The sequence below is a fragment of the Burkholderia pseudomultivorans genome (assembly GCF_001718415.1).
Lineage (GTDB): Bacteria > Pseudomonadota > Gammaproteobacteria > Burkholderiales > Burkholderiaceae > Burkholderia > Burkholderia pseudomultivorans_A.
Window position 1 is genome coordinate 2771855 of the sequence record NZ_CP013377.1, and the last position, 24850, is coordinate 2796704.

Below are 24850 nucleotides of genomic sequence, written 5' to 3' on the forward strand. Positions count from 1 at the left end.
CTGCACGCGGGCGGGGCTCGCGCCCCGCCCCGCGGCTTACCACTGGTACGAAGCGCCCACGCCGACGGTGTTGCCGCCGCTCGACAGACCCACGCCGGCCTTCATCTTCAGGTTCTGCGTGATGCGGGCCTCCCCGCCGAACGCCACTGCCTGGTAGCCGCGATAGGTCGCGCCGCCGACACCGAACGACAAGGTCTTGCCCGGATCGACACCCGGGATCATCGTCAGCGCCGTGGCTGCGGCGATACCCGAGTACGCGTTGCGCGACAGGTCGTTGATCTGACCTTGCATGCCGCCCACTGCGCGATCGAGCTGGCCCTTCGTCGCCGCGTCGGACTCGTTGATACCGTCCTTGATGTTCGTGAGCCGGCGATTGCCATCATCGGTGCCGTTGCCGAACGACACCGTGTTCGCCTCCGTTGCCACCGAGCCTGCGCCCACCGCCACCGAGTTCGAACCGGACGCCTTCGCGCCGTCGCCGATGGCCGTCGACTGGCTGCCCGATGCGTCCGAACCGCGGCCGATCGCGACCGCCCCTTCGGCGGCGCTCGCCGCGTTGGAGCCGATCGCGACGCCACCGTCCTTCGACGCGCCGGCGCCCGAACCGATCACCGTGGCGTTGCTCACGCCCGTGGCGATCGTCGCGTTCGAACCCGCAGCCGTGTTGCCCGTGCCGTCGCCCGCGTTCGCCGGCGTCGTGCCCGTCGAACCGATGTCGGTGCCGGCGAAGTAGTCGTTGCCGGAACCGCCATCGCCCGGATTCGGGTTGCCCGTGCCAGGGTTCTGCTCCAGGGCGCCGACACGGTCGTCGAGGCCGCCGATCCTGTCGCTGAGTTCGCTCAGCTGGCCGTAGTTCACGGCGTCGTACTGGTTCACGCCGTCCGCGACGTTGGTCAGCCGCACCGGCGCCGCGCCCGTCCCGCCGAGGGTCACCGAACCGTAGTTCGGCGTACCGTCCTTGTTCAGGTCGTAGCGCACCGCGAGCGAATCGGTCGCACCGTACTGGGCCGCCGCCTGCACTGCCTCGGCAACGGTCTTGTACTTGTTCCCGTTCACCTCGATCGACGTATCCGCGAGCTTGCCGTCCGCATCGACCGTCGTCCCGCCGCCGATCACGTCCGCCACGCTCTGCGCGGTGCCGTGCAGCTGCGAGCCGTTGATCGCGTCGTTGCTCGTCGCGCTCACCGCACCCGCACCCACGCCGGTCAGCACGCGGTCGCCCGCCGTGCCCGTGAAGTTCACGGTCGTTCCGTCCGTGTCCTTCGCGACCGTGATCTCGCGCGTGTCCTCGTCCTGCTGGACGAGGCCGATCGAGCCGTGGACGAGGCTGTTCGAGATGTTCTCGATCGCGTCGCCGACGTTGTTGTACGTCTTGTTGTTGACCGTGTACGTCGGGTTCGTCACGTTGCCGTTCGCGTCGACCGTCGCGCCACCGCCGAGTGCATCGGCCGTGCTCTTCGATGCACCGTACAGCTGCGCGCCGTTCACGGCGTCCATGCTGGTCGCGTTCACCGCGCCTGCCTTGACGTTCGTGAGCGTCGAACCGTTCGCGCCCTTCAGCGTGATCTGGTCGAAGTTCGCCGAACCGTCCGCGTGCTTGTCGTACGTCACGGCCAGCGACGTCAGGCCCGCACCCGGGTTCGTCGGGTCGACCGGCGCAACCAGGCCTGCAGTCTGCAGCTGACCGAGGTTCACTGCGTCATGCGCGTCCACACCGTCCGCGACGTTCTTCAGCGCCACCGGAGCCGTCGCACCCGCGCCGCCCAGCGTCACCGAACCGAGGTTCGGCGTGCCGTCCGCGTTGCGGTCGTACGTCACCGCTGCAAGCGACTGGCCCGTCACCGGATCCACCAGACCCGAGTCGGCCAGCTGCTTGTTGATCACGGTGATGTTTTCCGTGTTCGTCGACGTACGGCCGTCGAGGTTCGCCAGCGCGTCGCCCACGTTGTTGTACGACTTCGACTTCGATGCATCCGCCGGGTCGGCCAGCGAGTACGACGGGTTCGTCACCTTGCCGTCCGCATCCACGGTCGAGCCGCCTCCCAGCGAATCGGCCACGCTCTGCGCCGTCGCGTGCAGCTGCGAACCGTTGATCGCGTCCGTGCTCGTGGCCGTCACCGCGCCTGCCTTCACGTTCGTCAGCGTCGTGCCGTCCGCGCCCTTCAGCGTGACCACGTCCTTCGACGCGTCGTCGTATGCGACGGCCAGCGACGTCAGGCCCGCACCCGGGTTCGTCGGATCGACAGGCGCGACCAGGCCCGCGTCCTGCAGCTGGCCGAGGTTGATCGCGTCGTGACGATCCACGCCGTCCGCAACGTTCTTCAGTGCGACCGGCGTCGTTGCGCCCGCGCCGCCCAGCGTCACGCTGTCCTTCGACGCGCCGTCGTACGTCACTGCCAGCGACGTCAGCTTGCCCGACGTGTCTTCACCGACCAGGCCCGCGTTCTTCAGCTGGCCGAGGTTCAGCGCGTCGCCGTCGTCCGTCGCGTCCGCGACGTTCTTCAGTTGCGTCGGGCCCGTGCCGTTGCCCAGCGTCACCGAACCGTAGTTCGGCGTGCCGTCTGCGTTACGGTCGTACGTCACTGCGGCGATCGACTTGCCCGTCGACGGATCGATCAGGCCCGCGTCCTTCAGCTGCGAAACGTTCACCGCGTCCATGTCGGCCACACCCGCCTTCACGTTCGACAGCGTCGTGCCGTCCGCGCCCTTCAGCGTGACCGTGTCCTTCGCCACACCGTCATACGCGACGGCCAGCGACGTCAGGCCCGCGCCCGGGTTCGTCGGATCCACCGGCGCGACCAGGCCCGCGTCCTGCAACTGGCCAACGTTGATCGCATCGTGACGATCCACGCCATCGGCGACGTTCTTCAACGCCACCGGAGCCGTCGCACCCGCGCCGCCCAGCGTCACCGAACCCAGGTTCGGCGTGCCGTCCGCATTGCGGTCGTACGTCACCGCCGCGATCGACTGGCCCGTCACCGGGTCCACCAGACCCGAGTCGGCCAGCTGCTTGTTGATCACGGTGATGTTTTCCGTGTTCGTCGACGTACGGCCGTCGAGGTTCGCCAGCGCGTCGCCCACGTTGTTGTACGATTTCGACTTCGATGCATCCGCCGGGTCGGCCAGCGAGTACGACGGGTTCGTCACCTTGCCGTCCGCATCCACGGTCGAGCCGCCTCCCAGCGAATCGGCCACGCTCTGCGCCGTCGCGTGCAGTTGCGAGCCGTTGATCGCGTCCGTGCTCGCGGCCGTGACCGCGCCCGCCTTCACGTTCGTGATCGTCGTGCCATCCGCGCCGGCCAGCGTGACCGTATCCTTCGACGCGCTGTCGTATGCCACGGCCAGCGGGTTGCCGCCGCTGCTCTTGTCCAGCGCATCGAGGGCATCGCCCACGCTGTGGTAGTCCTGGCCGCCGACCGAGTAGGTCGGGTCCGTGATCGAACCGTCCGCGCCCACGCCCGCGCCGCCGCCGATCTTGTCCGCGACGCTCTTCGACACGTTGAAGAGCTGCGAGCCATTGATCGCGTCGTTGCTCGTCGAGCTCACCGCACCGGCTGCGACATTGTGGATCGCGACCGGCACGCCGGCGTTGCCCAGCGTCACGCTGTTCTTCGCCGCGCTGTCGTACACCACCGCCAGCGATTCGCCCGTCGCCGGGTCGATCACGCCGCCGTCCTTCAGCGAGTCCTCAAGGTCCCCCACGCGCGTGTTCGTCGCGAACAGCTGCGAGCCGTTCACCGCATCCTTGCTCGTCGCCGACAGCACACCGTCCGCCACGTTGTGCAGCGCCACCGGCGTGGTCGCCCCCGCGCCGCCCAGCGTTACGCTGTCCTTCGACGCGCCGTCGTACGTCACCGCCAGCGACGTCAGCTTGCCCGAAGCGTCTTCACCCACCAGGCCCGCGTTCTTCAGCTGGCCGAGGTTCAGTGCATCGCCGTCGTCCGTCGCGTCAGCCACGTTCTTGATCTGCGTCGGGCCCGTGCCGTTGCCCAGCGTCACCGAACCGTAGTTCGGCGTGCCGTCTGCGTGACGGTCGTACGTCACTGCGGCGATCGACTTGCCGTCGTCTCCGATCAGGCCCGAATCCTTCAGCTGGCTCACGTTCACCGCGTCCATGTCGGCGACGCCCGCCTTCACGTTCGACAGCGTCGTGCCGTCCGCGCCCTTCAGCGTGACCGTGTCCTTCGCCACGCCGTCATACGCGACGGCCAGCGATGTCAGGCCCGCACCCGGGTTCGTGGGATCGACCGGCGCAACCAGGCCCGCGTCCTGCAACTGGCCAACGTTGATCGCGTCGTGACGATCCACGCCGTCCGCAACGTTCTTCAGCGCCACCGGAGCGGTCGCGCTCGCGCCGCCCAGCGTCACCGAATCCTTCGCAATCGTGTCGTAAGACACTGCGAGCGGGTTCGGTGAAACAGTCACGTCACGGATTGCATCGGTCAGTTGATCAACGTTTACCGCGTCCGTGCCGGCCGTGCCGCGCGCGACGTTCGACACGGTTACCGGCGCACCCGCGTTGCCCAGCGTCACGCTGTTCTTCGCCGCGCTGTCGTACACCACCGCCAGCGACTTGCCCGTCGCCGGGTCGATCACGCCGCCGTCCTTCAGCGAGTCCTCAAGGTCACCCACGCGCGTGTTCGTCGCGAACAGCTGCGAGCCGTTCACCGCATCCTTGCTCGTCGCCGACAGCACACCGTCCGCCACGTTGTGCAGCGCCACCGACGTCGTTGCACCCGCGCCGCCCAGCGTCACGCTGTCCTTCGACGCGCCGTCGTACGTCACTGCCAGCGACGTCAGCTTGCCCGACGTGTCTTCACCGACCAGGCCCGCGTTCTTCAGCTGGCCGAGGTTCAGCGCGTCGCCGTCCTCCGTCGCGTCAGCCACGTTCTTGATCTGCGTCGGGCCCGTGCCGTTGCCCAGCGTCACCGAACCGTAGTTCGGCGTGCCGTCTGCGTTACGGTCGTACGTCACTGCGGCGATCGACTTGCCCGTCGACGGATCGATCAGGCCCGCGTCCTTCAGCTGCGAAACGTTCACCGCGTCCATGTCGGCCACACCCGCCTTCACGTTCGACAGCGTCGTGCCGTCCGCGCCGGCCAGCGTGACCGTGTCCTTCGCCACCCCGTCATACGTGACGGCCAGCGACGTCAGCCCCGCACCCGGGTTCGTCGGATCGACCGGCGCAACCAGGCCCGCATCCTGCAACTGACCGAGGTTGATCGCGTCGTGACGGTCCACGCCGTCCGCAACGTTCTTCAGTGCGACCGGAGCCGTCGCGCCCGTGCCGCCGAGCGTCACGGCGTCCTTCGCCGCGCCGTCGTACGTTACCGCCAGCGACGTCAGGTTGCCGGTGCCGTCGTCACCGACGAGACCCGCATTCTTCAGTTGACCGAGGTTCAGCGCGTCGTGATCGTCCTTCGCGTCGGCGACGTTCTTCAGCGCGACCGGCGTCGTTGCCCCCGCGCCGCCGAGCGTCACGGTGTCTTTCGCTGCACTGTCGTACGCCACCGCATTCGGATCGCCGGCGCTGCGCGACGCGAGCGCGTCCAGCGCGTCGCCCACATTGTGATAGTCGCTGCCATCGACGTTGTAGGTCGGCTGCGTGATGCTGCCGTCCACGCCGACCGCAGCATGGCCGCCGAGCGCATTCGCCAGGCCGGTCAACTGGCTCACGTTGACCGCATCGGTCGCTTGCGTGCCTGCTGCGACGTTGACGATCTGGCGTTCCGCGCCTGCACGGCCGACGGACAGCGCATTGGCTCGATTCGAGAACGAATCCGCGCCAAGCGCGATGCTGTTGGCCGCGGCCGCAGTCGCGTTCGCGCCGAGCGCCATCGCACCTTCGACGCTGCGTGCGATGTTTGCCCCCGTACCGATCGCGATCGCGTTGGTCGCCCCGGCACGCACGTTCGCTGCGTTACCGAGCGCGATCGAGCTGTCGCCGATCGCCTGCGCACCGTTGTTGCCGATCGCCAGCGCGTAGTCGCCGTTCGCCTGCGTGTTCGCCCCCAACGCAACGGCCTGCATGCCGTTCGTCTGGACGTTCGAGCCCACGGCGACCGAGTAGTCCTGACCAGCGCCCGTCCCCGCAAAGCTGCCGATTGCGACCGAGTTGTTCGAACCCGCGATGCTCTGCAGGCCGACCGCCACGGCGTTGCCGCCGCTTGCGACTGACGACGTGCCGATCGCGGCTGCCGTTGACGTCGCCGGATCCGCGCCGTTCAGCGAAGCGAGGTTATTGCCCTGCAGGCCTTCGACCGCGACGAGCGGGTCGGTGACGTCCATCGGCTGCATCGAACGCGAGTTCACCTCGTCAATTGCGGCTTTCGTCTTCTTGTCGATCTCCGACGAGAAACTGTCGATCGCCTGCTGCGTCTTCGAAGTCACCGACGTCGACAGGTTGTTCAATGCCGCGTAGAGCTGACCGCCATTGATGGCGTCGGTGCTCTGGAACGCGACGTCACCGTCCGCCACGTTGACGATCCTGCGTTCCTGGCCTACCGCGCCGACCGACACCACGTTGTTCTGGTTCGCGACCGAGTTGTAGCCGATCGCGACCGAACCGTTGCCGGTCACGCGTGCACCGCTGCCGAGTGCGAGCGAGTTGGCACCCGCGCCCTGCGCCCCCGCACCGATGGCAACGGCCAGTGCGCCGCTCGCGATAGCCGGTGTGCCCGACACCGGATCGGCATTGACCTTGACAAAGCGCAGATCCGCGCCGGAAAGTCGGTCTTCCAGATCCGACAGCCCCGTATTCAGCTGATTCACGTTGACGGCGTCGGTGCCGTCGACGCCCGTTGCGACGTTCTTCAACGCCACCGGCGTGGCCGCGCCGGCACCACCCAGCGTTACCGATCCGTAGTTCGGCGTGCCGTCCGTGTTACGGTCGTACGTCACCGCCGCGATCGACTTGCCGTCGTCGCCGATCAGGCCCGAACCCTTCAGCTGCGAAACGTTCACCGCGTCCGTGTCGGCCACGCCAGCCTTCACGTTCGACAGCGTCGTGCCGTCCGTGCCGGCCAGCGTGACCTTGTCGCGCGCCGCGCCGTCGTACACCACGGCCATCGACGTCAGCTTGCCCGACCCATCGTCACCCACCAGGCCCGCGTTCTTAAGCTGGCCGAGGTTCAGTGCATCGCTGTCGTCCGTCGCGTCAGCCACGTTCTTGATCTGCGTCGGACCCGTGCCGTTGCCCAGCGTCACCGAGCCGTAGTTCGGCGTGCCGTCCGCGTGACGGTCGTACGTCACCGCCGCGATCGACTTGCCGTCGTCTCCGATCAGGCCCGAACCCTTCAGTTGCGAAACGTTCACCGCGTCCATGTCGGCCACGCCAGCCTTCAGGTTCGACAGTGTCGTGCCGTCCGTGCCGGCCAGCGTGACCTTGTCCTTCGCCGTGCTGTCATACGTGACAGCCAGCGACGTCAGGCCCGCACCCGGGTTCGTCGGATCGACAGGCGCGACCAGGCCTGCGTCCTGCAACTGGCCAAGGTTGATCGCGTCGTGACGGTCCACACCGTCCGCTACGTTCTTCAGTGCGACCGGCGTCGTTGCGCCGGCGCCGCCCAGCGTCACGGCGTCCTTCGCCGCGCTGTCGTACGTCACCGCCAGCGACGTCAGCTTGCCCGACCCATCGTCACCCACCAGACCCGCGTTCTTCAGCTGGCCGAGGTTCAGTGCATCGCTGTCGTCCATCGCGTCAGCCACGTTCTTGATCTGCGTCGGGCCCGTGCCGTTGCCAAGCGTCACCGAACCATAGTTCGCCGTGCCGTCCGCGTGACGGTCGTACGTCACTGCCGCGATCGACTTGCCCGTCGACGGATCGATCAGGCCTGCGTCCTTCAGCTGCGAAACGTTCACCGCGTCCATGTCGGCCACACCCGCCTTCACGTTCGACAGCGTCGTGCCGTCCGCGCCCTTCAGCGTGACCGTATCCTTGGTCGCGCCGTCGTACACTACCGCCCGCGATTCGCCCGTCATCGGGTCGATCACGCCGCCGTCCTTCAGCGCGTCCTTCAGATTGCCAAGATCCTGGTTCGTCGCGAACAGCTGCGAGCCGTTCACCGCATCCTTGCTCGTCGCCGACAGCACACCGTCCGCCACGTTGTGCAGCGCCACCGGCGTCGTTGCACCCGCGCCGCCCAGCGTCACGCTGTCCTTCGTCGCATCGTCATAGGTCACGGCATTCGGATCGCTGCCGCCATTCGCGGCCAGTGCGTCGAGCGCGTCGCCGACGTTGTGATAGTCCGTTCCAGCGACCTTGTAAGTCGGCTGCGTAACGTTGCCACTCCCGTCGATCGCGGCCCCGCCGCCGAGTGCCCTGGTCACGCCGGACAGCTGGCCGACGTTGACTGCGTCGGTACGTTGCGTGCCGGCCGCGACATTGGTGATCTGCCGTTGCAGCATCGACGAGCCAACCGATACGCTGTTATTGCGGTCGGTGACCGACGCGGCGCCGAGCGCCACCGAATCGGCGTGGGTCGCCTGTGCGTTGACACCCAAGGCAACACCATGCAGGCCGCCTGCGTTCGCACCCGAGCCGATCGCGACGGCGGCGCCGCCGGCGCTGCTGCTCTGGAAGCCGATGGCCGTACTGTTGTTGCCGCTGGCCAGCGCGCTGTTGCCCAGAGCCGTCGCATAGGAACCGGCCGCACTCGTGTTCGTGCCGATGGCGAGCGAACCCGCGCCCGCTTGCGCGGCGGCGGTGCCGTTACGCGTATCGATCTGGATGTATGTGTTGGCGACCTTCGTCGAAAGTGCCTCGTTCATCTGACCGAGGTTGACTGCATCCGTGTTCGCCATACCGGCGGCCAGATTGGTAATGCGCCGCTGCGTCGTCGCCGACCCGACGGAGACGGTGTTGTCCGCGTTAGCGATGCTGCCCGTGCCCAACGCAACCGAGTTGGCGCCGCTGGCCGTCGCACCAGAGCCCAGCACCACGCTCGCGCTACCCGCAGCCGAGCTGTTCGAACCCAGCACCGTACCGGCGCCACCGCCCATCGCGCTCGAGTTTGCGCCGACGACCGTCGCGTTCGAGCCCGAATGCATCGCGTTCGTGCCGATCATGATCGAGCCGTTACCACCCGCGTTCGCGCCGCTGCCGATCGCGATCGCACCCGTCGAGACCCCCGCGCCTGCGTCGCCCGCCCGGGCATTCGTACCGATCGCGATCATGTTCGACGAATCCGCGCCGGTTCTCGTGACGGCCGCGCCCTGACCGAGCGCCAGGCTTCCAGTGCTCGACGCGGCGACGTTTGCAGACGATCCAACGGCAATCGAGCCGATACCGTTGGCCTGAGCTCCATAACCCGCGGCGAGCGAATTGTTGCCCACCGCTGCAGCGAGGCGTCCTAATGCCGTCGAATTCGTTCCTGCCGCATTGGCGCTCACGCCGACAGCCACCGTCTCGCTACCTGTCGCCCTGGAGAGGGTGCCGAGCGCCACCGCATTCTGCCCGGTGGCGCTGGTGTTACCGCCAAGCGCCACAGCCGATGTCCCGGTCGCCCTCGCATTGGCGCCAACCGCCGTCGCGCTCCCGCCCGCGCTCGCGGCCGTTGCCGTCGCGTACGTACCGGTGCTGATTGCCACGTACGGGTTGCTTGCTGTCGCTGCGGCGGAAATTGCAGCATTTAGCTGGTTGACGTTGACCGCATCAGTGCCGGCCGTCCCCGTCGCCAGCCCCGTAATACGATGGTTCGTCATGTTGACATTGTTGTCGAAGTCGGCCGGGCCGCTGACGTGGACACCGTTCTGGCCGTACAGGACCAGGTGCCCGTCGGTACTGCCCATAACCGACGCCGTCGGAGTGAGGCCGGCAGCGCCGTTCGTACCAGCGTTGTTAGCCAGAATGAAGGACGGCGCATGTCCCTGATACGAAGGCAGGCTGGTATTGATAGGCGCACAGTTCGCGTTGACCGTATTGCTCAGTGCACCAAATGTTTGCCCATATCTCACGCCGTTTGCCGCAGTCGTGTTCGAGCACAAATTGAGACCGCCGCCAGTCGTGGCCTGGGCCATGGCATCCATCGACACAGCGCCGCCACCGACCCCGGCCATCACCGCTACCGCCGCCGTCACCGACGACCGCATCGCCGTATTCGACTTCGATTTCGTTCGCGTCCGCGCCGTTTCGGCTGCTGCCGTCCATGTACCCGTCGTCGCGTTCCAGACGGTGCGATAGGTCTTGTTCACGTTGTTTGCCTCTGTAGAGAAAAAGAGAGAAGGACGCTCCTCGTCCACAGATGCCAATGTATTGATCGCCTGTCATTTCGATAATCAGACGGCTGGACACGATCGCACTTATTTCGTAGGCCTAGTCCTAAACTGACGTTGCTTGACAATCGGGCATGCCACGCGCGACGCGACACGACCTGCGCTTGAACGATTCCGTTTGACACGACCGTATCGCAGGCCTTATATACGCATCCGCGCAACCAACGACGTGAATAGGACTGGTCCTATCCGTCTCGCGCGAGTGTTTCGGACTGCCCTACATACAGGCCAGTCCGCTATCCCGATAATTTTCCTGTTCCCCGAGCCGGCGGCGCATCGCGTCGCCTCGATTCGGCTCGCGGATATCGTCCGCGTCCCGGCTTCGCCGCGGCGCGTCTCCCGATTTGCGCATTGATTCACCGGTCTTCGTCTCATGCCCATCCGCCATCTCTTCGCGTCCCACGCGGACGCCAACGCGCCGTTCGCGTCGATCGACGACGACGCGCGCGACCTGAGCCTGCTGAACCGGTATCAGCGCTTCACGCTGTATGGCGGCGCCGCCGTGCTGTCGCTGGTGATCCTGATCGCGGCGGGCATCCTGCTCGTCGGCTCGGTGCGCGACTACATCGCGGAACGGCGCGACCTGTTCCTGACACACAAGGCGCTCGTGCAACTCGAAATGGACGCGAAGCAGGCGTCGATGCGCCGCGCGGTCATCAATGCCGAGCTGCTGTGGAACGGCCATCCGCCGCATGCGCGCGAGGCGTCGGACGCGCTGCGGCGCGATGGTCACGTGCTGCTCGCGCCGATGCGCAGTGTGAGCGAGATCTTCGTGGCGGCATCGCCCGAAGCGATCGCCGACCACGAAACCGATCGCTACGTGCAACTGATGGAACGCCAGACGATTTCCGTCGCGGCCGCCGAGCGCCAGACCGGGCGCGCAGTACGCGGCTACGCGTACAGTCCCGACCGCACCGTGATCGCGATCACGCCGCCGCCGTCGATGCCGTATCCGGACGTGCTCGCGCGTATCGGCGTGTCCGACACGCACGCGCTGATCCGGCATCTCGCGTTCGACGTGGCCGACTGGTCCGATCCGGCCATCGCGCGCTACTGGCGTCTTTCGCGCCGGATTGCCTGGCAGGCACCGGCGATCGATCCGCTGACCGGCAAAACGGTCTTCCGGCTCGTCGAACCCGCGTTCGACGGCCAGCGGCATTTCATGACCTTCGTCAGCGACTTCGACGTCGACGTGATCGCCGACCGCTTGCGACATGCGCCGGACGACGCCGTCGCGATGCTGATCGACGAAAACGGCCGCGTGCTGCTGCATGCCGACCGCACCCGCGACGCGGAAGACGGCGCGGCGCTGATGCGGCATGCGCTCGCCGAAGACACCTGGCGGCGCGGCCTCGTGCAGTTCGACGAAAGCTACCGGCACGGCGTGTTCACGATCAGCGACCGCATCTCCGATACGGGCTACGCGATCGTCTATGCGTATTCGTGGCATACGATCGCCTATGCGATCGGCTCGACGATGCTGCGCGAACTCGGCACGACCGCGGCCATCCTCATCGTGCTGTGGGCGCTCGTGATCGCGTTCGACCTGCGCGTCTTCGCGCCGCTGTTCCGCCGCTCGCGCCGCGTGTTCGAAAGCGAGCGGACGAGCCGCGCGATCATCGCGACCGCGCCGTTCGGCATCGGCCTCGTGTCGCCCGACACGCGCCAGGTGCTGCTGCGCAACCGGATGCTCGAGCTGTACGAGCGCGAGGCCGGCGACCCGCCGCTGCACGAGCGGCTGCTGACGCGCTACCGCGAGTACGCGGACGCTGCGCCGGTGCAGTTCGACGTCGAGCTGCCGGTCACGCTCGAAGACGGCCGCAGGCGCGACCTGCTCGTGAATTTCGTGCGCGTGCGCTTCAAAGGCATGAACGCGCTGCTGTACAGCTTCTCGGACATCACGACGCGCGCCGACGCCGAGCGCGCGCTCGACAGCGCGAACCGCGCGAAATCGACGTTCCTCGCCACCATCAGCCACGAAATCCGCACGCCGCTGAACGCGATGCTCGGCAATCTCGAACTGCTCGACAAGGCGCCGGACCCGAGCCGGCAGAAGCCGCGCCTGCATGCGGTCACGTCGGCCGCGCGGATGCTGCTCGACATGCTGAACAACGTGCTCGACATGACGAAGATCGAAGCCGACCGGATGACGCTCGAATCGACCGGCTTTCGCATCGATGAACTGATGCGCGACGTGGCCGACCTGTTCGATCCGGTCGCCGGCGCGAAGGGCATCGCGCTGCGCATCGACGTCGATCCAGCATTGGCCCGGACTTATCTCGGCGATCCGATGCGCGTGCGGCAAATCGTCGTGAACCTGGTCAGCAACGCGATCAAGTTTACGAATCGCGGCGCGGTGGCGTTGTCGGTCTCGGCGCCGCCGGCCGACGCGACGCCGGTGACGATCCGCGTCAGCGATTCGGGCATCGGCATGACGGCCGATCAGCTTGCGCATGTGTTCGAGCCGTTCGCGCAGGCCGACGAATCGATCGCGCGCCGCTTCGGCGGGACTGGCATCGGCCTCGCGCTGAGCTACAAGCTCGCGGAATCGATGGGCGGCCGCATCGAGGCGAACAGCGTGCCGGGCGTGGGTTCGACCTTCATCGTCACGTTGCCGCTGCCGCTCGATCGGCAGCCCGGTGCTGCGCATGCGCGCGCCGGTGCCGACGCGCCGGACGTCCGCGTGCTGTTCGTCGACGACAACGCCGTCAACCGTTCGCTGATCAGCGATCAGCTGGACGTGCTCGGCTATCAGGCCGATATCGCGTCGAACGTCGCGGAAGCGCTCGATCTCGTGGACCGCCAGGACTATGCAGTGATCCTGACCGATCTGAATATGCCGGGCCTCGACGGCTACGCGTTCGCGCGCGTGCTGCGCGAGCGCGGGCGCGCGCAGCCGATTCTGGCGGTGACCGCGCATGCGGAACCCGACGAACTGCAGCTGGCGTGGGAGGCTGGCATCGACGAAATCGTCACGAAGCCGACGTCGCTGAAGTCGCTCGAACAGGCGATCACGAAATACGCCGGGACGTGGCGACGGCCCACGCATCCGCCCGTGCCGCAACGCACGGCCGGCCCGCTGCCGAAAGACCTGCACACGGTACTGGTCGACGCGACGCGACGCTCGAACGCCGCCATCGCGCGCGCGCTCCAGGACGGCGACCTGAAGATCGCGCGTTCGGAAATTCACAGCATGCGGGGTGCGTTCGCGATGATCGGGGAACGGGAGATATCGACGCTGTGCGCGTCGCTCGAAGCGCTGGCGCTGGCCGGCGACGCGGCGGCGTTCGCGCGCGAGTTCGAACGCTATCGGCACGACGCGCACGAGATCCTCGAACGGCGTGCGGCCGGCGACGCGAAGCCGTCGCACGACACACTTTCTGACACATCGCCGATCCATCGATGAAGCGGCCGATCGCGCCCTTGCGTTGCGTTCATTGGGCCACGGGCACACAAGACACTGGCCTGATGGCCAACGTGAGAAAAGCGCAACTTTCCGTCAAACGAGACGCGTCGAACGAAGCTAAAGTAGTCGCACGTTAACGCAAGGAAACCGAACCATCGAGCGCGTGATGCAGGTGATGGTTCCGGCGCTGGAAATCCTTCGCGTCAACGAAGCGCGGCCCGCAGGTGTAAGGGCACCCGCGAGCCGCTGACCGCAACCAACTCAACCAAGGAGTTGACCATGGCTGACGCGAATCATAGCGCAACCGTACTTTTCCTCGATCGTTTCGTCCCGACGCAGGAATCTTCCCGGCAGGGCCGCACTTTCCCCGAGCTTCGCGTGGCGGGCGATACACCGCCCGTTCTGTACCTGTGGGCGAAGCTGTCGGGCCGGTGGATCGACGCGGCGGGTTTCGATCCCGGGCAGCGCCTGCGGATCGAGGTGACGCACAAGCGGCTCGTCATCACGCCGATCGACGAAGACAGCCGCGACGTTTTCGAAACGCGCGGACTCGCCGACGGCGATGCCGCACCGAAGCGACCCTTGCCGCAGGATCCGGCGATGACGGGGGACGTGCAATGAAGCGCCGCGACTCGCATCGACGCGCCGGCGAAGTGCCGGCCGCTTCCGACGTCGACTAACTGATCCTGACGCTGATGTCGTTCGGCCAGCATGTGGAGATCGTGGTGACGCCTGCAGGGCGCTCGGCTCCGGCAGGCATCACGGTATCGGTCTGACGGTCAGGGAAACAAGCTGAAGGATGGGTGTGGCGGCCGGAACCGCCTCGGCGCTCGCATAAGGCAGCGTTAGGAGTAGTGCTATCGAATGCATAGCATGACTGCGACCGGGCCCGGCGGCCGCCGCCGAAGCGGCTCCGGCGCCACACCCGCTCAATGTAACGTGAAGAACCGTTACAACCCATCAGACCAGGCTGATTCTGCAATCGGTCGACGCGATGCATTCGAGACCCGGTTCCTGGCCCCGGCACACTCACGCAAACGAAATGACGAGCTTCTTCCCGCACGCCGCGGCATACTTGCGCAACGTCGCAAACGACGGCGAGTGCTTTTCGCTCGACAACGAGGCCTCGAGCCTGGAGACGGCGGATGTCGTGGTTCCCATTCGCTCGGCGACCTGAGCCTGCGTCAATCCTGCCTCTTTACGCGCGTCCAGCAACGCGCGAAGCGCGGTGAATTCCTCTTCCAGCGCGTCGTATTCCGCCTTGAGGGTGGGGTCGGCGAGCAGACCGGCGGTGTCTTCGGCAGTGTGTCGGACCGGTGCATACCGGTCCTCCCTGGCGCGTGCGGAGCGGGCCTTAGCCATGGTTGCGAACCTCCTTCATCCGCCGGTGGGCAATGCGTAGCTCGTCGCCAGGCGTTTCCTGCGTCTTCTTGACGAAGGAATGCAGGATGACGAGTTCATTTCCCACCTGCGAGCAATAAAACACGCGCCCGACACCTTCACGGCCTCTCGGGCGCAATTCGAACAATCCGTCTCCCATCGCCCGCGAATGCGGCATCCGTAGATCCGCGCCGTATTCCTCCATCATTTCGATCAGACGAAGGTAGCCCGCGAGAATGCCCGTGGGCAAAGCAAATACGTCGCGCTTCACACGTTCGCTGTAATACAGGATCGTCCAGTTCTTCATCGCGATATTATCAAATTTGCTAACATCACTCAAATCATCCACCACCTCTGGCCGACAAGCTCCAGGCATATGACCGCCTGGCATGCATGACGGCGCGCCGATCGGATACTTCGCGTCCAATCGAATGAACCGGACATCCGGCGTCCGTTGCTCAAATCGTCCTGCACGCGCTCTTCCGACTGTAGAGCGACGTATGCGCAATTCGCCAGCTAGCTAAACGATCTACCTCCCCCCATCGCACATTCCAAAAAAAGGCCGCTGCCGTCGAAAACGGCAGCGGCCTGTCCGGCGAATCGCCTGATACACGCGCTTACTGCTGAATCGTCGCCTGTGCGGCCAGCTTGTCCACCAGCGCGCTCATCGCGCGCTGCTGTGCCTCCACTTCGAGTTGCTGGCGCAGCACCTTCTTCGCGGCATCGAAGCCCGGCACGACCGTCGGACGCTTCTCGTCGAGCTTCACGATCGCCAACGCATTGCCGATCCGGATCGGGCCCGCAACGGCGCCCGGCTGCAGCGACGTGATCGCCTGCGCGATCGGCGTAGGCAGGCCGCCCGTGTTCCCTTCCGCCACCGGCGTGCGCAGCTCGACCCACTGCGCGACGCCGCCGTTCGGCGTCGTGTTGTACTGCTTCGCCAGCGTGTCGAACGCCGCGCCCTGCTTCAGCGCCGCGACCACCGTGTTCATCTCGGCCGGATCGGCCACGGCGATCACCTCGGCGCGATATTCGAACTGCGCGGCATTGGCCACGATATGGTCGTAGCGCGCCTTCACCTCCGCATCGGTCACCGCTTGCGGGTGCACGTTGTCGCGCACGTAGAGATCCGTCGCGGCCACGGTGCGGGCGCGCATCACGACGCGATTCACTTCGGCGCGGCTGCCGTAGTTGGCCTTTTCCGCCGCCTGCTCGAGCAACTGCCGGGCGATCAGCTCGCGTTTGGCCTGTTCGCGCAGCGCCGGCGTGACGGCCTGCCCCGACGCTTCGATCATGCCGTCGACGTCGCTGCGCGCGATCGGCGTGTCGTTGACGACCGCTTCGACGCCCGGCGGCAGCGGTGTTTCGGTTTTCGTGCCTGCGGCGCGCGCGATCGGGGCCCCGCAGGCGCACGCGAGTGCGATCAGCGTGGAAACAATGGAAATTTGATGCTTGTTCATGACGATTCCTTCATCGAGGGAGGGAGATGCCGCACGCGATGGCGGCCAGGAGGGGATGCGGCAGCTTCGCCGCGGGCAACCGAGCGTCGGCGCCGAACGGGCTGCGCGCGAGCAATCGCGCATCAGCCGAACCTGATTCGATCGAACCGGTCGCGCCTGCGGCGGCGTCGCCGCCCGTAACGCCACGACGGTCGACGGATGGCAGGACAGAGATGAATGCCCTGCGCTCGCATGTGGCAGCGTTCTCCCAACCTGCGACCGAGAGGGTGCAGACGCGACCGAGCCCACCGGTCGCCGCAAGGCATTCACCTGTGTCCGTCCGGCCGCGCGGGGAAGAAAAATGCGCTGCCCGGCAAGCGGGCAGCGCGTCCAACGAAGCGAAGCTCCGGGTACGAGGTATCGGGCTCACACCATGCGGACGCCCGACTCCTGCATTGTCGACGCGCATACGCGCCCGGACAATCAGCCTGGTCCGATTCTGCACGCCATCACCGTTGAATCGTCGACGTGTCGCGCGCATTCATCGTCACGGCCAGCGGCGGAAACGCGGCTGCGCTGCGCATCGCGGCATAGAACTTGTTCATCGCGACATCGATCCCGTAGTTCGGCAGCGTACGGCCGAGCCCGTGAGAAAACAGCGCTTCGGGTTGCAACGGAAAGCAACGATCGAGCAGGAAGCGCGCGCCGGCCGGCGAGATCGTGTAAGCGCAGATCCCGTAGAACTCGAGCAGGTTCATCACGAGCACGGGGCCGCGATCGGTGCGGAAATCGTCGACCGCCTGCGCCAGCGCGGCTTCGTCGAAACGCATCGTCACCGGCGTGCGGTCGTTGAAGATCGTGCCGCGCAGGATCGAGTCGAAGTTGTAGCCCCACGCGACGAAATCGTAGTGCTCGGCGTGGGCGCGCAGGAACTGCGTGGCGGTCACGTCGAAATCCGGGCGAAAGATCGCGTCGTCCTCCGCGATCGTGACCAGTTCGTCGCCGGCAGCAATCTCGGTCCACAGCCGATGCGTCGTCATCGCGATACCGAGTGCGCCGCGCGTGTACGGCAGGCCGGGCGCGAACAGGCCGCTGTCGGCGATATCCGCGTCCGTCAACGCGCTTCCGTCGACTGCGTCGACGAATGCGAAATCGAGATCGGGATTCTGCGCGGCGAAGGCACCGCGGCGGCCGCGCGCATCGTTCAGCGAGATCACGCGAAGCGTGCGGCTGACGGCCGGCGCGGGACGGGCAGGCAGCGTTGCGGACAACGGCGCCGGCATCGCGCACGAGGGTCGATCGAGGGCAGGCATCGTCACCACCCCGTCACGACCGAAATGCCGAACAGGATGCCGAGCACGATGCCGATCGTGCGCCCCTGCAGAATCGGCTTCAATGCCTTCGGTTCGAAAAACGGATCGACCACGTCCTTCCGGTTGCGCCATGCGGCGAGCACCGGCGGGACGAGCAGCACGCATGCCATCAGCAGCGCGGTCGTCAGCGTGACGATCGCGCCGCTCGACGACCAGCGCGAGCCGAATTCGACCGTCACGTGCACCAACCCCACGGTCGCCGCGCTCGCGATCATGCCTAGCACGGCGCCTTTCACCACATAGTCTGCATCGCTGCTCATGGTCGGCCTCTTTCGATGAATGAAGGCCGAACGAGGTCGGCCGGAATGCCTCGTATTAAAGAGATCGACGGCCCGAATCGCTATCGGACGGGTCTGACAAGCGCAACAAATCCGGCACAAATAGGACTGGGCCTACAGGAATGAACGCCGGGACGGCCGGCTGCCCCGCACGCGGGCGGCGCGTCATGCGCATTCGGGGTGGTGACGCGAGGTGCGCCGGTACGGCGAACGCATTGCCGCTCATGACGCATCGGGCACGCGAATGCGATTCGGACTGGTCCGATTCAGTTATCGAAGCCGGGGCCATACAGTGGAGTCCGACACGACGCCGAGCCCGCTCGCGCGGCTGACGACTCCGCAGCGATGGTTCGCGGCGCCGACGATCGAGCACATCGCCACCGCGCTTGCGCCCGACCGCCCTTTCGACCACCGATCACACGCCGGCTGCCGATTCACCGTGCAGCCGCCATTCCGGAGCGACCCGACATGCAGACCACGCACCACGACACGATGCTTCGCGACGACACACCGCCAATGCTCGAACGCCTCCACGACGCGGCGATCGAACCAGCCGACCACACGCCGGCTCCCGATGCCGACGACGATGCCATCGCGGCCGCCACGCAAACGCTGGTCGAGCGGGGCGACGCGGCCCGTGCCGCAGAACTCGCGGCGATGCACTGGGCGCTGCGCCCCGCTTCGGCAGCCGCGGCATTCAATTGCGGCTACGCGATGCAGATGGCCGGCCGTCACGCAGACGCCATCGCACCGTACCGCCGTGCACTCGAGCTCGCCCCCAGCTGGCCGTCCCTGAAGAACAACCTCGCACTGGCGATCCGCCTGACCGGCGGCGACGCCGAGACCGAGCACGCACTGCTCGAAGGCGCGCTCGACGACGACCCGAACGACGCCCGGGCCTGGACCAACGCGGTCATCACGCGCGTCGGCCGCTTCGATCTCGACGGCGCGTTGCGCGCGGCAACGCGTGCAGTCGCGCTCGCGCCGCACGATCCGCTGGCCGTCAACAATGCGGCAACGGCGCTGAAGGAGGCCCAGCGCTGGGACGAAGCCGCGCAGTACGCGCAACGTGCGGCCGAGCTCGCACCGCACGATCCGAAGTATCGCCACAACCTGTCGCTGATCCAGCTTGCGCGCGGCGACTTCGCCGAGGGCTGGGCAAACTACGAAGCGCGCTGGGACGGTTCGGGCGAACTGCGTGGCAACCTGCCGGTCTTTCCGGCGCCGCGCTGGCGCGGCGAATCGCTTGCCGGCAAGACGCTGCTCGTCTGGGGCGAACAGGGTATCGGCGACCTGCTGCAGTTTTGCCGCTACGTGCCGTTGCTGGCCGAACGCGTGCGCCGCGAAGGCGGCCGCATCGTGTGGAACGCGTTTCCGCAGATGGGCGCGCTGCTCGAACGCAGTCTCGGCCGACACGTCGACGTCTATGACGCCAGCGCCCGGATCGAGGATCTGCCCGCGTGCGATTTCGAATTGCCGCTGATGAGCATTCCGTGGATGCTCGGCCTCGACGGCGACGCGCTCGCGACACCCACGCCGTATCTCCATGCCGATGCGAGCGCGACGGACGCGTGGCGACGCGCACTCGCCGGCGAGCAGCGGCTGAAAGTCGGCCTCGCATGGACGGGCAGCCTCACCCACCAGCGCAACCCGTTCCGTCGCGTCGGGCTGCAGCGCTACGCCGACGCGTTCGGCGGCCTGCAGCAGGACGTCGCGTTCTACTCGCTGCAGCCCGGTGCGCAACACGACGTCGAAGCGGCGCGCGCCGCCGGCTTCGAGGTGACCGACCTGACGCGCGAATGGCGAACGCTGGACGACACCGCCGCGTTCGTCGGCGCGCTCGATCTCGTGATCACCGTCTGCACGTCGGTCGCGCACCTGAGCGGCGCGCTTGGCCGGCCCACATGGGTGCTGCTCGACGCGAACCCGCACTGGGTCTGGCAGCACGAGCGGCGCGACAGCCTGTTCTACCCGAGCGCGTCGCTGTACCGTCAGCGGACGTTCGGCGACTGGCGGCCGGTGCTCGACGAAGCGGCGGCCGATCTCCGCGTGCGGGCTGCCTGACGCCGGAGCGCCATCATGCGATACAACCTCTGCATCGTTCGCCCGCCGGCGAACCCGCATACGGCCGCATTCGACGAACTCGCGGAAGTCATCGCGTGCGGATTGCACGACCTCGGCCACATCGTGCACGTGAACGACAACAACCTGATGCCCGACGCGCGGAACATCATGATCGGCTGCCATCACGCCGATCCGGATTCGATCGCGCACGTGCCAGCCGACACGATCGTCGTCAACACGGAGCAGCTCCACGTGGACGAACGCGACTGGAACGAGCGGATCTATTTCTGGACGGCGCGCTTCGAAACCTGGGACTACAGCGCGCGCAATCTCGCGAAGCTGCGCAGCCTCGGCATCCGTGATGCCCGGTTTCTGAAGCTCGGCTTCCATCCGGCGCTGCGCCGCATTCCGGCGGACGTCGAGCAGGACATCGACGTGCTGTTCTACGGTTCGATCGGCCCCCGGCGCCAGGCCGTACTCGACGAGTTGACGGCGCGCGGGCTGAACGTGCGCGCCGTCTACGGCGTCTACGGTGCGGCCCGCGATGCGTTGATCGCGCGCGCGAAGGTCGCGCTGAACCTGCACCACTACGCATCGCACATCTTCGAGATCGTGCGCGTGTTCTATCTGATGACGAACGGCAAGGCCGTGGTGGGCGAAGTGTCGCCGACCACGGCGGTCGAGCCGGACTATGCGGGCGGCTTCCACCCCGCGTCGTACGAGGCACTGGCCGACGCGTGCGTCTCACTGGTTCGCGACACCGCACGGCGCCGTCGGCTCGAAGCCGCCGCGCTCGACACGATCGTGCGGATTCCGCAGGCCGATGTGCTGGCTGCGTTGCTGACCCGGGAAGCCGTCGCGACGTAGCGGCGCAGCCGCGCGTGCACCGGATCGGACCTGTTTGAGGTCCTGCCGTCCGGCCGTTGTTCACGATCGTATTGCGCGTGGCCGACGCCCCGATCCGGCCCATCGGGGCGACGAAAACCTCTTCGTTTCGGCGCCCTGTCTCGCAGCCATTGCGTCTTTTACGCTCCGCGGCAGCCGGCCGACGCCGTCAATCTCCTGATTCACTTCGAAGCGGCCCCACGCCGTTTCTCTCCACGGTCGCGCGTTCGCGCAGCCTGCCGATTTTCCCGGCTTTCCTCGTGTTTAACCATTCTTGACGCGATCGATCCGTGGTCCGAATTCACCTAGGACCGGTCTGAGCATATTGCTTCGCCTTTCGCAAGTGCGTCCGATGGTCGCGCACCGTCATCGTTCATAGACTCGCCTTACTGCCCCGATGCCTCGTGCAGCACCCGGCGCAAAACGTCGCGATGCGCTCGATCTGCGCGGTATCGGGACATCTGCAACCAAATTAGTTCTTGTCCTATGCCATTCAGACATATGACCCACTTTCGTCCCATGGCTCTTCGACGCGGCTCTTCATAAACTCAGCGTCCTTGCCAACTATCACTTCCAGTCATAGTCATCATGCCAGGCCCGATTCCCGACGACACGCATGCAGTTGCTTCGTGCTGCCAAGACCGGAATACCGCTGGCGCAAGCCGAGTGAACCAAGATATGAAGCGCAAGCGCGCAACGGGTAATGCATACGCTGTATGTGCGGTCGACACCGTTCTTATCGTCGTCGTCGCGGAGATCACGCATCGGGATTCGCTGTGGAATCTTGCATCGCTGCGCATCGAATGGCTGCTGATCGGCGTCAGTGCGCTGCTCGCCGCCTTCCTGCTGCGCCTTGCCGGCATCGGTCTCGAAGGCTGCACACGTCCGGCGCTCCGCTACGCGCTGCGCACACTCGCGCTTTGGTTTGTCGTGCAAGGTTTCGTATTCCTGAAGATGGTCGCGCTGACGGCCGTCACGGCGACGCTGCTCGCCTGGTTCGTCGGCTGGACGATCGGTGTGGCGCTCGCGCTCGCCGTATTCCGGATCGGGCTGGGCATCGTCCACGGCCGCAGCCTGCACGTGCCGGACTCGCCTGCGCGCGTCGCGATCGTCGGCGGCGGCGCATGGGTGGAGCGCCTCGCGGAATCGATCGACACGGCCGGCGCGGCGCGCTACCGGTTCGTCGGCGCCTATCGCACGACCGGCCGGGCTGTCGCGCTCGGCGACGGCGCTTTCGTCGCCTCCGACCTTGTCTCGTTCGCGGCATCCGCGCGCGCCGAAGGCGTCGACGAGATCTGGATCGCGCTACCGCCCGACGACGACGCCGCGATCACGCGCGTGATCGACGAATTCCGCCACGACTTCGTCGAACTGCGGCTGATGCCCGACGTCAGCAAGCATGCGCTGTTCGGCAGCCACGTCGAGGACATTCTCGGCGAACCGGCGATCTCGCTGGCCGCGCCGCCGCTGTCGCGCCGCGCACGGGCCGCGAAGGCGATCTTCGACCGCGTGTTCGCGGCCGTCGTCCTGGTCGTGCTGATGCCGCTGCTGCTCGCGCTCGCCGTGGCGATCAAGCTGACGTCGCCGGGCCCCGTGCTGTTCACGCAACGGCGGCGCGGCGTGGACGGCCAGACGTTCGACATCTACAAGTTCCGCACGATGCGCATGCACGTCGAGCAGCCGGGCACGGTCGCGCAGGCCACGCGCAACGACCCGCGCGTGACGAGGATCGGCGCGTTCCTGCGCCGCACGAGCCTCGATGAGCTGCCGCAGTTCGTCAACGTGCTGTTCGGCGACATGTCGGTGGTCGGCCCGCGCCCGCACGCGGTGGAACACGACGCGCATTACCGCACGCTCGTCGACGGCTACATCCACCGTTACCGGATCAAGCCCGGCATCACCGGCTGGGCACAGGTCAACGGCTTGCGCGGTGAGACCGAACAGCTCGAAAGCATGCAGTCGCGCGTCGAATACGACCTCTACTACCTGCGCAACTGGTCGTTCGCGCTCGATCTGCGAATCATTGGGGCGACGGTGTTGAAAGCATTCGCTCACCCGAACGCGTACTGAGCCTACCGAATGAGGCATATCGTGAAGCGCCCTCTTTTCCGACCGATCGGCGAACGTCGCTTCCCCGCGACCGCCGACGTCCTGCCACCGGTGCACCGCGCCGCGCGCGCACTCGCCGCAGCGCTGTGCTGCACGGCGCTCGCGGGATGCGCGCTCGCGCCGGGTATGAAGATGCCTGCCGCGGCCAGCCTGCCGGTATCGGCCGGCGACGCACACGCGCCTGCCGAGTCGCTGCCGGTGCCGATCACCGAAATCGACGCCACGCTGATCCGTCAGTTGAAGGCCGATGCGCGCGGCGCGGCCGCAAGCCACGCCGCCGCCGTCGCCGGTCGCGCCACCGCCTACACGCTCGGTGCGGGCGACGTGCTGCAGCTTACCGTCTGGGATCACCCGGAGCTCGCGCTCGCACAAGGCCCACAGCAGCAGGCCAACGCACGCCCGTCCGATCCGCCGCAGGGCTTCGTGATCGACGAAGCCGGCAACCTGCAGGTGCCCTATGCAGGCAACGTGCCGGTTGCGGGCCTGACGATCGACGGTGCACGTCAGGCCATCTCGGTCGCGCTTTCGCGCTACTTCGTGAGACCGAAGGTCACGGTACGTGTCGCATCGTTCCGCGCGAAGCAGATTCACGTCGACGGCGAAGTCCGCACACCCGGCACCGTGCCGGTCAACGACGTGCCGCTGACGCTGTACGAAGCCGTCAGCCGCGCGGGCGGCTTCACCGCAGCGGCCGACCAGAGCCGCATCGAGCTGGTGCGCGGCGGCGTGTCTTACGCGCTGGACCTGCCCGGCATGCTCGCGCACGGCGTGAGTCCGTCCAGCGTCGTGCTGCGCGACGGCGATCTGCTGCGCGTGGTGCCGCGCGAAGAAAACGGCGTGTACGTAATGGGCGAAGTCAGCCGACCGATCACCGCGCTGCCGCTGCGCACTGGCCGCCTGACGCTGAGCGATGCGCTGTCGCAGGCCGGCAGCTTCAACAGCGCAAGCGCGGACGCCGCACAGCTTTACGTGATCCGCGGCGCATCGAGCGGTGCGCCGCGCGTGTTCCACCTCGATGCGCGCTCGCCCGTCGCGATGGTGCTGGCCAATCAGTTCGACCTGCAACCCAAGGACATCGTCTACGTGGACAGCAACAGCCTCGTGCGCGCCAGCCGCGTGCTGAATCTGTTGCTGCCGGCGATCAATGCCGGATTGACCGGCGCGATCGTCACGAAATGACCGGGGGCCATCGCCAATGATTCGAAACATCCTCGTCGTCTGCACCGGAAACATCTGCCGCAGCCCAATCGGCGAGGGGCTGCTGCGCTCGCGACTGCCAGACGTTGAAATCGCCTCGGCCGGCACGTCGGCGCTCGTCGGGGAGTCGGCCGACGACTTCGCCGTCGCTGTGTCGGCAGAGTCGGGAATCGACCTCTCCGCGCACCGCGCACAACAGCTCACTGCGGCACTGGTTCTGGGCGCGGACGTCGTCCTGACGATGGAGGCGCGCCACAAGCGAGCGATCGTCGAGCGCTATCCGTTCGCGTTGGGGCGTGTATTCCAGCTCGACGGGCAAGGCGGCATGGACGTGCCGGATCCGTACATGAAGCCGATCGATGCATTCCGGCAGGCCTTCTGTCAGATCGAACGCGGCGTAAACGCGTGGGTGCCGAAGATCGCGGCACTGAAGTGAGTGTTGAACGA

13 protein-coding genes are annotated in these 24850 nt (G+C 66.7%); 7 read left to right on the forward strand and 6 right to left on the reverse strand.

The window, feature by feature from the left end; genetic code table 11:
- Positions 1 to 36: 36 nt before the first annotated feature.
- A complete protein-coding gene (locus WS57_RS11990) occupies positions 37 to 10191 on the reverse strand; it encodes a YadA-like family protein (protein WP_230945575.1) in 10155 nt (3384 codons plus the stop codon).
- Between the two features lie 454 nt (positions 10192 to 10645).
- Between WS57_RS11990 and WS57_RS12005 the strand changes: the two genes are divergently transcribed.
- Together WS57_RS12005 and WS57_RS37005 are read left to right on the forward strand one after the other, a co-directional pair.
- A complete protein-coding gene (locus WS57_RS12005; RefSeq protein WP_069244259.1) occupies positions 10646 to 13678 on the forward strand; it encodes a hybrid sensor histidine kinase/response regulator in 3033 nt (1010 codons plus the stop codon).
- 279 nt (positions 13679 to 13957) lie between these two features.
- Positions 13958 to 14299: a SymE family type I addiction module toxin gene (locus WS57_RS37005; RefSeq protein ID WP_059516206.1), complete on the forward strand. Its 342-nt coding sequence runs from the start codon at positions 13958 to 13960 to the stop codon at positions 14297 to 14299.
- Between the two features lie 408 nt (positions 14300 to 14707).
- Here WS57_RS37005 and WS57_RS12015 read toward each other — a convergent pair whose 3' ends face one another.
- The 5 genes from WS57_RS12015 to WS57_RS12035 form a co-directional block, all read right to left on the reverse strand.
- The gene (locus WS57_RS12015; protein ID WP_059516208.1) at positions 14708 to 15040 is read right to left on the reverse strand and encodes a helix-turn-helix domain-containing protein; all 333 of its coding nucleotides are present in this window, start codon (positions 15038 to 15040) and stop codon (positions 14708 to 14710) included.
- The gene (locus WS57_RS12020) at positions 15033 to 15365 is read right to left on the reverse strand and encodes a type II toxin-antitoxin system RelE/ParE family toxin (protein ID WP_059516362.1); all 333 of its coding nucleotides are present in this window, start codon (positions 15363 to 15365) and stop codon (positions 15033 to 15035) included. Before WS57_RS12020 ends, WS57_RS12015 begins: the two co-directional genes overlap by 8 nt.
- 310 nt (positions 15366 to 15675) lie before the next feature.
- Positions 15676 to 16518, reverse strand: coding sequence for a peptidylprolyl isomerase (locus WS57_RS12025; protein WP_059516210.1), 843 nt, complete (start codon positions 16516 to 16518; stop codon positions 15676 to 15678).
- A 488-nt stretch (positions 16519 to 17006) separates the two neighbouring features.
- Complete coding sequence (locus WS57_RS12030) at positions 17007 to 17810, reverse strand: glycosyltransferase family 25 protein (RefSeq protein WP_230945576.1); 804 nt, start codon at positions 17808 to 17810, stop codon at positions 17007 to 17009.
- 2 nt (positions 17811 to 17812) lie between these two features.
- On the reverse strand, positions 17813 to 18130 hold the full coding sequence (locus WS57_RS12035) for a hypothetical protein (protein WP_059516214.1): 318 nt from the start codon (positions 18128 to 18130) through the stop codon (positions 17813 to 17815).
- A 486-nt stretch (positions 18131 to 18616) separates the two neighbouring features.
- Between WS57_RS12035 and WS57_RS12040 the strand changes: the two genes are divergently transcribed.
- From WS57_RS12040 to WS57_RS12060, 5 genes are all read left to right on the forward strand, one after another.
- Positions 18617 to 20212 (forward strand): hypothetical protein, encoded by a 1596-nt coding sequence (locus tag WS57_RS12040; protein ID WP_069244260.1) that lies wholly within the window; start codon positions 18617 to 18619, stop codon positions 20210 to 20212.
- A 15-nt stretch (positions 20213 to 20227) separates the two neighbouring features.
- On the forward strand, positions 20228 to 21079 hold the full coding sequence (locus WS57_RS12045; protein WP_059516217.1) for a hypothetical protein: 852 nt from the start codon (positions 20228 to 20230) through the stop codon (positions 21077 to 21079).
- A gap of 696 nt (positions 21080 to 21775) precedes the next feature.
- Complete coding sequence (locus tag WS57_RS12050; protein WP_009692855.1) at positions 21776 to 23167, forward strand: undecaprenyl-phosphate glucose phosphotransferase; 1392 nt, start codon at positions 21776 to 21778, stop codon at positions 23165 to 23167.
- A gap of 171 nt (positions 23168 to 23338) precedes the next feature.
- Complete coding sequence (locus WS57_RS12055; protein ID WP_069244379.1) at positions 23339 to 24385, forward strand: polysaccharide biosynthesis/export family protein; 1047 nt, start codon at positions 23339 to 23341, stop codon at positions 24383 to 24385.
- 16 nt (positions 24386 to 24401) lie between these two features.
- Complete coding sequence (locus WS57_RS12060) at positions 24402 to 24839, forward strand: low molecular weight protein-tyrosine-phosphatase (RefSeq protein ID WP_009692853.1); 438 nt, start codon at positions 24402 to 24404, stop codon at positions 24837 to 24839.
- Positions 24840 to 24850 lie beyond the last annotated feature (11 nt).